This window comes from Streptomyces sparsus, assembly GCF_054776295.1.
In genome coordinates, this window is record NZ_BAAHCA010000244.1 from 1 (window position 1) to 5,965 (window position 5,965).

7 protein-coding genes and 1 pseudogene are annotated in these 5,965 nt (G+C 71.2%); 3 read left to right on the forward strand and 5 right to left on the reverse strand.

Translation table 11 applies throughout. The features are described 5' to 3' along the window. Positions 1-220 precede the first annotated feature (220 nt). The 5 genes and pseudogenes from ACYVE9_RS13340 to ACYVE9_RS13360 all read right to left on the reverse strand — a co-directional run. Positions 221-418 (reverse strand): annotated as a pseudogene (locus ACYVE9_RS13340) (MFS transporter); the annotation flags it as partial. Between the two features lie 14 nt (positions 419-432). Further along, on the reverse strand, positions 433-648 hold the full coding sequence (locus ACYVE9_RS13345; RefSeq protein WP_461028034.1) for a hypothetical protein: 216 nt from the start codon (positions 646-648) through the stop codon (positions 433-435). Between the two features lie 56 nt (positions 649-704). Next, positions 705-1,352, reverse strand: a complete 648-nt coding sequence (locus tag ACYVE9_RS13350) for a winged helix-turn-helix domain-containing protein (RefSeq protein WP_461028035.1) — start codon at positions 1,350-1,352, stop codon at positions 705-707. 84 nt (positions 1,353-1,436) lie between these two features. Then, positions 1,437-2,285, reverse strand: coding sequence for an ABC transporter permease (locus ACYVE9_RS13355; RefSeq protein WP_461028040.1), 849 nt, complete (start codon positions 2,283-2,285; stop codon positions 1,437-1,439). 14 nt (positions 2,286-2,299) lie between these two features. Next, on the reverse strand, positions 2,300-3,205 hold the full coding sequence (locus tag ACYVE9_RS13360) for an ATP-binding cassette domain-containing protein (RefSeq protein ID WP_461028036.1): 906 nt from the start codon (positions 3,203-3,205) through the stop codon (positions 2,300-2,302). A gap of 133 nt (positions 3,206-3,338) precedes the next feature. Between ACYVE9_RS13360 and ACYVE9_RS13365 the strand changes: the two genes are divergently transcribed. The 3 genes from ACYVE9_RS13365 to ACYVE9_RS13375 all read left to right on the forward strand — a co-directional run. Then, entirely contained in the window at positions 3,339-4,604 is a 1,266-nt protein-coding gene (locus ACYVE9_RS13365) for a sensor histidine kinase (RefSeq protein WP_461028037.1), read from the forward strand. Next, a complete protein-coding gene (locus ACYVE9_RS13370) occupies positions 4,601-5,260 on the forward strand; it encodes a response regulator (RefSeq protein ID WP_461028038.1) in 660 nt (219 codons plus the stop codon). The genes ACYVE9_RS13365 and ACYVE9_RS13370 overlap by 4 nt, the downstream gene beginning before the upstream one ends. Before the next feature lie 262 nt (positions 5,261-5,522). Beyond that, on the forward strand, positions 5,523-5,965 hold a 443-nt coding region (locus ACYVE9_RS13375), incomplete at its 3' end, for an MFS transporter (RefSeq protein WP_461028039.1).

Below are 5,965 nucleotides of genomic sequence, written 5' to 3' on the forward strand. Positions count from 1 at the left end.
CGCGCCGACCCGCTGGCGGCTGGCGTTCACCGCGCCGGCCGCCGACGGCGGCGAACCGCGTCCGGTGGTGGCGGAGTTCACCTGGGGACTGCTTCAGCGGCTGCCGCAGGTGTGACGTCGGCGGGCCGGTCCATGCCGCGGAACGCCCGCACGACCAGCGGCGCGAGCGTGGCCAGCAGATAGACCCCGCCGACCACCAGCAGAGCCGGTGCCAGACCGGCAGGGCGGAGGCCGCGAGCGGGACTGTGGCGCAGAAGGCCACCAGCCCTGTCCTGGCCGGGCTGCCGGTGGTCTCCAGCACGAACCAGGGCACGGCCAGGAACGTCAGCGAGGTGCCGAGCACCGACACCACGTTGGCGGCCAGCACACTCGCCAGCGGGCGCCGGTCGGACACCGGCGAGAGGGCGCTCGCCGGTATCGGGGGAGTCGCGGTCAATAGCCCGCTCCCACCGGGAGACGTTCCGCCTGCACCAGCCGCAGTCCGGTACCGACCAGCGCCCAGCCGACCCGGCGACGTGCGGCCGCCAGCACCTCCGGCCGGCGGCGAACCCGGTGGGTGAGGGCGGACGCCCGCTCGTGCGCGGCGGCGGCGGCGTGCAGTTCCGCTGCCCGATGGCGGGCGGTCAGCGCGTGGATGTCGCAGTGCATCGGGACTCCTGGAGCGTCGTGGTGGGTGGCGGAACGGGTCGGGTCCGTGCGGGGCGTCAGTCGGCCCTGCGCGGGAAGGCGTGCACGTGCACCCGGACCCGCTCGACGTCATCCGGCGCGTCGTCGCCCTCCGGGTTGCGCTCCCGGTACTGCTCGATCACGTCGTGCAGCTTGTGCGTCAACTCCAGGGTCTGCGCCGGGTTCAGACGCAGCGTGAAGTCACTGAGGTCCTGACCGTCCCGGCGCCACTCCGGCGACCACTCGGACTGGGTGCCGAGCCAGGTGTCCAACTCCCTGGTGTGGGTGGCCGCGACCTCGTACAGGAAGGCGTTCAGCGCGCCGGCCACCTCCGGGTCGGGGTGCTGGTGCAACTCGTCGACCCGGTCCAGCCGGGTGCCGCGGTGCGCGGCCTTCCACCAGCGCTCACGGGCGGTGCCGCGCTCGGTGTCCTCCACCACGAAGGAGTGCACGGCCAGTTGCCGCAGGTGGTAACTGGTCGCGCCGCTGGACTCGCCCAGCCGCTCCGCCAGCCCGGACGCGGTGGCCGGGCCGTACTCGCGCAGCGCGCTCAGGATCCGCAGTCGCAGGGGATGGGCCAGGGCCCGCAACGACCGCGGATCGAGACTGCGCACGTCCGGATCGTCACCACCGTTGCCCGGTCCGGGGGTCTTCACTTGCTTCGCGGGGTTCGCATGCTCGCTCATGCCCTCAAGGTAAGGGTGCAAAGACAGCTTTGCAAGCACTTCTTTGCAAGGGTTTCTTTGTGTCCGCGTTCTGTGTGAGCCCGCTCAGAGATCACGCCGCTGCACTCCTGTGGTCGCCAGTGCTGCTGCGGCGAGCGCCCACACCACGTACACGGTCCAGGCTCCGCTGATGGACCAGGGGTAGGCGGCAGGGGAGTGGCCGACCTCAACAAGCCGGAGCCACGCCCGAAACGGGAGGGTGTGCCCGGCGACCGCCGACCAGTAGCGGTCGTCGGTGAGTGCGAGAGGAAGCAGCAGGAGAACCACGACAGAGGCGGTCATGGTGGCTGCGGTGTGCCGAATGACAGCGCCGAGTGCCATGCCGACGAGCGCACACACCGGTGCGACGAGGGCCGATGCCCACACGACGCGTAGGGCTCCGGGGTCGTCCAGGGAGACACCCAGGCCCCGGCGGTCGAGAATCACCTGGGTCAGGCCGAACGAGGCTCCCGCGACAAGCGTGCCGAAGACAGTTGTGACCGCCGTGACGACGACCGCCTTGGCCGCCATCAGCGAACGACGGGCCGGGACGGCGGCGAACGTCGTACGAATGGTCCCCGTGCTGTACTCACCGACGATCACCAACGCACCGACCGCCCCGAGCGCGAGCATCATGACCATGGCCGCGTTCGGGGTGAACGCCTCCTGGAGGGGGATCCCGTCCCGGAGGAAGGCGGCCCGGTCCGCCGCGTTCCGCTCCGTCCAGTGACGGTACGTGTCGTAGGCGGTGCCCGCGTTGAACGCGACCACGGCCGCAGCAGTAACCCCGTAGGCGATCCAGGTCGAGCGCAGCGACCGCAGCTTGATCCACTCGGCGGCCACCAGGTCCCGGAAGCGGGGGCGGGGGTCGGGGACGTTCAGCTCGCCGGAAGAGGCGTCCGCCGCCGAGGGCATGGGGGACGAGGCCATCACGATCCCCCTGCGAGGTACTGGACGCTGCCGGAGGTGAGCTCCATGAACACGTCCTCCAGGGAGGCCGACCGGGTACTGAGGTGGCGTAGCGGGATGGCGTGCTCCTGGGCGATCTCCCCGATCCGGTCCGCGGTCAGCCCGGTCACGTCCAGCTTGTCGCCCTCCTCGTACACTGTGGCGCCCTCGGCCGACAGCAGATGCCGCAAGGTGGCTGCGGACGGCGTGCGCACCTGAACGCCCCGCTGGGCACCGCGGGCTGCGAACACCGCGAGACTCTCCGCCGCTATCAGTTCGCCCCGGCCGATGACGACCAACTGGTCGGCGGTGTGCTCCATCTCGGACATCAGGTGGCTGGAGAGGAACACCGTGCGGCCCTCGGCTGCGAGCCGCCCGAACAGGCCGCGCGCCCACCGCACTCCTGCCGGGTCCAAGCCGTTGAGCGGTTCGTCGAAGAGCAGCACCGGCGGGTCGCCGAGCAGGGCGGAGGCGATACCGAGCCGCTGCTTCATGCCCAGCGAGAAACCGCCGACGCGGCGCCCGGCGACCTCCGCAAGGCCGACCTCCCGCAACACCTCCTTCACGCGTTGCCGCGGGATGCGGTTGCTGCGCGCCAGAGCGCACAACTGCGCCATGGCATCGCGGCCGCCGTGCACATCCTGTGCGTCGAGGAGGGAACCGACATGGCGCAGACCGCGGGGCCGCTCACGGAAGGCACGGCCCCCGATGGTGGCCGTGCCGCTGGTGGGTTCGTGCAGGCCGAGAAGCATCCGCAGCGTTGTGCTCTTGCCCGCACCGTTCGGACCGAGGAAACCGGTCACCCGGCCCGGTCGCACGGTGAAGGACAGGTCTCTGACGGCCGTCATGTCGCCGTACCGCTTCGTGAGCTCGTTGACTTCGATCACAGGAAGACGATGCCGGTCCGCGGCCCCGCCCGTCGTCCCACCGCGGTTGACAGTCCGCACGGCACGGATGTCGACCTCGGTCGTACAGCCCAGGTCGGATGACCGGCCACACACACGCGCCTACGATCACCGAATGCCCACCACACCGCCTCTGCCACTGCTCAAGCGCGTTCCGCCGGGCCTGTGGACGGCGCTGGTGTGGTTCGCTGCGGCAGGTCAACCCGTCGTCGAGTACGTTCTGCTCCCGTCGCAGCAGGCCTATTCGCTCAACTATCCCCGGGACGGCCTGGACTCGCTCCAGGCACGGTCGCTGCTCGCCCTCGCGTTCGTGCTGGCCCTGGTCGGCTGCGTGCTGCTGGGCCGCAGCGCAGTGCCGGCCTACGGTCTGATCGTCGCCGCCACGGTCGTGTCCACGGCCGCCTGGCGCCAGGACGAGATCCCACCCCTGCAGTTCCTCGGCGTGAACGCCGCCCTGTGTCACGTCGCGGCCACCCGGTCCCGGCGAACCTCCCTCGCCGCGTCGGCCGGGGCGCTGGGGGTGCTCGCCTGCTACCTCGTCCTTCGACCTGTCACGGGGGACGACTCCGGGACCGCGCCCGAACCGTTCGTGGCCCTGACCGTGGTCATCGCCTGGCTCATCGGCAATTCGGCCTCCCAGGCCCGCGCCCACGCCGAAGAACTGCACGCCAGGGCCGCCGCCCAGGCGGTCACCGCCGAACGGTTGCGCATCGCCCGGGAGATGCATGACACGGTGGCCCACAGCATCGGCATCATCGCTCTGCAAGCCGGGGCGGCGGCCCGGGTCCTCGAAACCCAACCGGCCATGGCACGCGAGGCGATGCGAACCGTGGAGCAGGCAGGACGCGAGACGCTCGCCGGCCTGCGCCGGACGCTCGGCGCGCTGCGCCAGGCCGAGCAGGAGGGGAAAGAGCCTGAGCGGGGTGTCGAGCCCGAACAGGCGCCTCCGCAACCCGCCGCCGGACTGGTGGACGTGGACACACTTGCCGCGAGGGCCGCGACCGCCGGCGTCCGGGTGGAGGTGCGGTGGCGGGGACGCCGCCGCCCGCTGCCCGCCGACGTCGAACTCGCCGCGTTCCGGGTCATCCAGGAGTCGGTGACCAACGTCCTGCGTCACTCCGGTGCCGATACGTGCCTGGTGAGCGTCGACTACCGTGAGAAGGAACTCGCCCTCGAGATCGCCGATCCCGGGAAGGGCGGCAGCGGCAACACCGGCACGGACGCCGGATACGGCCTGGTCGGCATGCGCGAGCGCGTCAGCCTGCTGCACGGCGCATTCAGTGCCGGTCCGCGCCCCGGGCACGGCTTCCTGGTGACGGTCCGACTTCCGCTACCGGCAGAGCCGTGCCCGGCCACGGAAGCGAAGGCCGCAACCCGATGACCATCCGCGTCGTACTCGCCGACGACCAGCCCCTGGTTCGCACCGCCCTGCGCATGGTCATGGGCGACACCGCGGACATCAGGGTGGTGGGTGAGGCCGGAGACGGCGCCGAAGCGGTCCGACTGACGGCCGAACTGGATCCGCACGTCGTACTGATGGACCTCCGCATGCCCGGCACCGGCGGCATCGGAGCCACTCGGCTGATCACCACGAGCGGCTGCTCCACGAGTGTCGTGGTCCTGACGACCTTCGACGATGACGAGGACGTCTACGGAGCCCTGCGCGCCGGCGCCTCCGGGTTTCTCGTCAAGGACATGGCCTTGGAGGACATCCTGGCCGCCGTTCGCATCGTCGCGGCAGGGGACGCGCTGATCGCGCCGAGCGTGACTCGTCGGCTGATCAGGGAGTTCGCCGGCCGCCCCGCGGCGGCGCCACCGCGACGGGCGCGGCTCGACGGCATCACCAACCGGGAACGCGAGGTACTGACCCTTGTCGCCAAGGGGCTGTCCAACACCGAGATCGCCGAGCACCTGTTCATCAGCGTAGCCACCGCCAAGACCTACCTGACTCGGCTGCTCGCCAAGCTCGACGCCCGCGACCGAGTGCAGTTGGTGATCCTCGCCTACGAGGTGGGCCTGGTGGCGCCACCCCCCTGAGTGGTCTCCCCGGAGCACGGTCGCCCGTGTTCTCGCGTGTTCCGTGGGAGGCCGTACCCTCCCGGCAGGTGCCGGCCGCGCGGCAGGACCGCATGTGAACCCCGTCCGGCGGCCGTCGAGGGAGGGGCGGGGAGTGCGGAGAAAGGCGCTGTCGCCGGGGAAGGGGGCGGCGTAGGCTCGACACATGTTCCGTCGACATTGACCTTCACCCGCCACCGTCCTCGCCCGCCGGCTCTACGCCTACGCGTGGCTCGAGGACTTCGTGCTGCTCTATCCCGTCTACGCGCTGCTGTTCACCGAGACGGGCCTGTCGGCCGCCCAGGTCTCCTCGCTGTTCGTGATCTGGTCCGTCACCACGTTCGTCCTGGAGATCCCCTCAGGCCTCTGGGCCGACCTCTTCTCCCGGCGACGGTTGCTGGTGGTCGCTCCTCTGCTGACGGGTACGGGCTTCGCCCTCTGGACGTGGCTGCCGTCCTATCCGGCGTTCGCCGTCGGCTTCGTGCTGTGGGGAGCGGGCTCCGCCCTGCGGTCGGGCACCTTCCAGGCGCTCGCCTACGAGGAGCTGAGCCGAGCCGGCGCGCGCCGGGACTACGCGCACGTCATCGGACGCACCGAGGCGCTCGGCTCGATCGCCGCCCTGGCCGCCACGGCGTTGGCCGCCCCGGTCATCAGGCTCGGCGGTCCGCCTGCCGTGGGCGCGGCCAG

Bases quoted from the DNA above. Each gene is read 5' to 3' on its own strand.
- ACYVE9_RS13345 (WP_461028034.1), bottom strand. From the start codon at position 648: ATGCACTGCGACATCCACGCGCTGACCGCCCGCCATCGGGCAGCGGAA.
- ACYVE9_RS13350 (WP_461028035.1), bottom strand. From the start codon at position 1,352: ATGAGCGAGCATGCGAACCCCGCGAAGCAAGTGAAGACCCCCGGACCG.
- ACYVE9_RS13355 (WP_461028040.1), bottom strand. From the start codon at position 2,285: ATGCCCTCGGCGGCGGACGCCTCTTCCGGCGAGCTGAACGTCCCCGAC.
- ACYVE9_RS13365 (WP_461028037.1), top strand. From the start codon at position 3,339: ATGCCCACCACACCGCCTCTGCCACTGCTCAAGCGCGTTCCGCCGGGC.
- ACYVE9_RS13370 (WP_461028038.1), top strand. From the start codon at position 4,601: ATGACCATCCGCGTCGTACTCGCCGACGACCAGCCCCTGGTTCGCACC.